Source organism: Flavobacterium sp. (genome assembly GCF_044361065.1).
In the GTDB taxonomy this organism is placed as follows: Bacteria; Bacteroidota; Bacteroidia; order Flavobacteriales; family Flavobacteriaceae; genus Flavobacterium.
Genome location: NZ_JBIKJI010000206.1, coordinates 1 through 3,092, shown reverse-complemented (window position 1 = coordinate 3,092; position 3,092 = coordinate 1). Strand labels below are relative to the sequence as shown.

The following is a 3,092-nucleotide window of genomic DNA, read 5'->3' as shown; positions in this document are numbered from 1 at the left end:
CATTAAAAGTTAATCCTCCTAAATTATTTACATCATCTGCATACGATGGTTGTGTAAAAGCGCCACCACCTACTAAAGCAAATTGTTGTGCTAATAAGTTTGGATAAGAATAGGTTTGTCCTACTCTAGAAACGGTTCCATCCATATAACCTGCAGTAAGTGAATTACCTACTGCTACATATCTTGTAAAATCTGCTTCACCAGAGGAATAAGCAGCATTTACTTCATTTTCAAATTCTGGTTCACAACCTGCAAATCCAATTGCTAAAGCTGCTACTAGTATAAATTTATTTTTCATTTTTGAATATATTTTTAAATTAGAAACCGTAAGTTATACCAATACCTGGAGAAAATACAGATGATTTATAAGTACCTCCGAAAGATGTTAATCCATTAGTTGTAGTTGGATCATCAAAATAATCATAAGAATTATTAACTTCATCAAAATGTAAATATAAGAATGACATGTCAATTCCTAATTTACTGTTTATTTGATATGTGAATCCTCCTGTATATCCAACAGAATCATTACGTGGTGTTTCTGGTGCGAAATAGCCTCCTTGAACTGGACTTTCATCTATATAATATCCACCTCTAACAGTAAACTTTTCAGAAGCTTTATATTGCGCTCCAAAACGATAAGTACTTGCGTCTTTATAATTTCTTGGGTTTACTGAAGTTGGTAATCCGTTGTTAAATTGTACGTCTAAAGATTTATATACACTCCATTTAGCATAGTTGTAATCAAAAGCAAATAACCATTTATCAGAAGCTTTGTATGAAATACCTGTGGTAAATTCAGCTGGCAAAGGTAAATCTGCGCTAAAAGTAGTATTAGTAAAAGAAGCTGCAGCAATTGCTGGTACATCTGCAAATTGTGCTGAACCACCTCTTGCTTCCATAATAATTTCAGAACGGTAATCCATACCTAAAGTTACTTTTTTAGATAATTTAAACATCATACCTACATTATATCCAGATGCAGAAATTCCAGTAGCATCTAAAGTAACGTCTGTTCCACTTCCATTGTTAGATAAAACTGGATTTGGCGTTAAATTTCTGTTGAAGTTTACACTTCCTTGTACAAAAATTGGTCCACCACCAATACTAAAGACATCACCTACTTTAAATGAAATGGTTGGTTGAATAAAAATTGCCGCTAAATCAATGTTGTTTACTAAATGTGCTCCTGCCCAGTCTTGATCCCAAGCTACAGAAGAACCATACGGCGTATATACTGCTAAACCTGCAGAAACCCAGTCATTAATTTTGTAAGTAGCATATAAACTAAATGGTGTACCCAAATTGTCTGTTGCTGCTGTTTGGTTAAATTGTGAACTTTGAAATCTTGTTTTTGCTAATAAAGCATTTCCACCTACTGATAAGTTGAATTTTTTGTCTAAGAATGACATCCCAGCAGGGTTAAAAAACGCCACCTCTGCGCTATTAACAACTGCTACTCCGGTATGTCCCATCGCCAATTGTTTCTGACCTTGTATAGAAACTCTATACCCTCCTGCAAACATAGAAGCAGTAGCTAAGGTTAGTAATGATAAAGAAAATAATTTTCTCATAATTAAAATTTAGTTAGTATTAATTTTTTAATAATTTATTCAAAATTAACATTATTTATGAAATTGACAATTTTTTTAACGAAAATATTATGTATGCATAACATTCTTTACGCAAATTTTTCAACTTCACAATAAAATGCATTGGGATTTTCCGCATGTAACCAATGTCCTGCATTTGGAATTGTTTTTATTATCGCTAATGGAAAATGATGTAAAATTGTTTCAAAATCTGAATCTAAAATATAATCCGATTTTCCACCTCGAAGGAATAATACTGGCTTATCAAAATGATTTTCAAATGGAAGCACTGTTCCTATTTCGGAAATTTTATCATTAAAAACTGGTAAATTAAATCGAAAACTCAATTGAACTGGAGTTTTCCAATATACATTTTTTAATAAAAACTGTTTAGTGCCAAAATCTGAAATATATTTTGAAACAATTTCATCAACTTCACTTCTACTTGGGTTTTTTGAAAAATCAACTGCGTTTAATGCTGCTAAAATGGTTTGATGATGTGGTGCGTAATATTTCGGACCAATATCTGCAATAATTAATTTTTCAACTAAATCTGGATAGATTGTTGCAAATAACATAGCGATTTTTCCGCCCATTGAATGCCCTAACAATGTAATATTTTGTAAATTATGAAAATCTATATACGCTTTTACATCTTCCACCATGATTTCATAATTAAACTCATCTGAATGAAAACTTTTACCATGATTTCGCATATCTAACAAATGGATTTGATAACCCAATTGCACAAATTGTAAACCCAACGTTTTCCAATTATCTGACATCCCTAAAAATCCATGAATAATTAAAAACGGCTTTCCTTCTCCTTCTATTTTTGAGTATAACATTTTTTTTGGTTAAAAGTTTATTTGGTATAAGGTTCCTAATTTATATAGTTGGCTTCGAGTGCCTCAGCCAACGGTGACTGAGGTACTCGAAGTCTCCGTTGACTTAAGCACTCGAAGCCACTTTTTACTTCAACTTATTCAAATACATATTCACTACGTTATCTAATCCAAGATATAAAGATTCCGAAATCAGAGCATGTCCAATGGAAACTTCTAATAAATTTGGAATATTATCTTTAAAAAATTTAATGTTATCTATACTCAAGTCGTGTCCAGCATTAATTCCTAAACCCATTTCGTTTGCCTTAATTGCCGCTTTTATAAATGGTTCAATAGCCGTTTTGTTGCCTAAACTGTATTGATGAGCAAAACTTTCTGTATATAATTCAATTCTATCTGTACCCGTTTTTTTTGCACCTTCAACCATATTTTCATTTGCATCTACAAAAATAGACGTTCTAATTCCATTACGTTGAAATTCTTGGATGACTTCAGTAAGATAGTCTTGATGTTTTATCGTGTCCCAACCTGCATTAGAAGTAATTGCCCCAATAGCATCAGGTACTAAAGTTACCTGATCGGGTTTACATTCTAAAACTAAATCAATAAAATTATGTTGCGGATTACCTTCTATATTATATTCTGTGTAGAC

At 32.1% G+C, this 3,092-nt stretch carries 3 protein-coding genes and 1 pseudogene; all 4 read right to left on the bottom strand.

Going from position 1 to position 3,092, the window contains the following annotated elements:
* A pseudogene (locus tag ACIQ11_RS09985) lies at positions 1-298 on the bottom strand (G-D-S-L family lipolytic protein); the annotation flags it as partial.
* Positions 299-317: 19 nt separating this feature from the next.
* A complete protein-coding gene (locus ACIQ11_RS09980) occupies positions 318-1,574 on the bottom strand; it encodes an OmpP1/FadL family transporter (RefSeq protein WP_396154509.1) in 1,257 nt (418 codons plus the stop codon).
* 107 nt (positions 1,575-1,681) lie between these two features.
* On the bottom strand, positions 1,682-2,440 hold the full coding sequence (locus ACIQ11_RS09975) for an alpha/beta fold hydrolase (RefSeq protein WP_396154507.1): 759 nt from the start codon (positions 2,438-2,440) through the stop codon (positions 1,682-1,684).
* A gap of 124 nt (positions 2,441-2,564) precedes the next feature.
* A partial coding sequence (locus ACIQ11_RS09970; protein WP_396154505.1) for a pyridoxine 5'-phosphate synthase occupies positions 2,565-3,092 on the bottom strand: 528 nt, incomplete at its 5' end.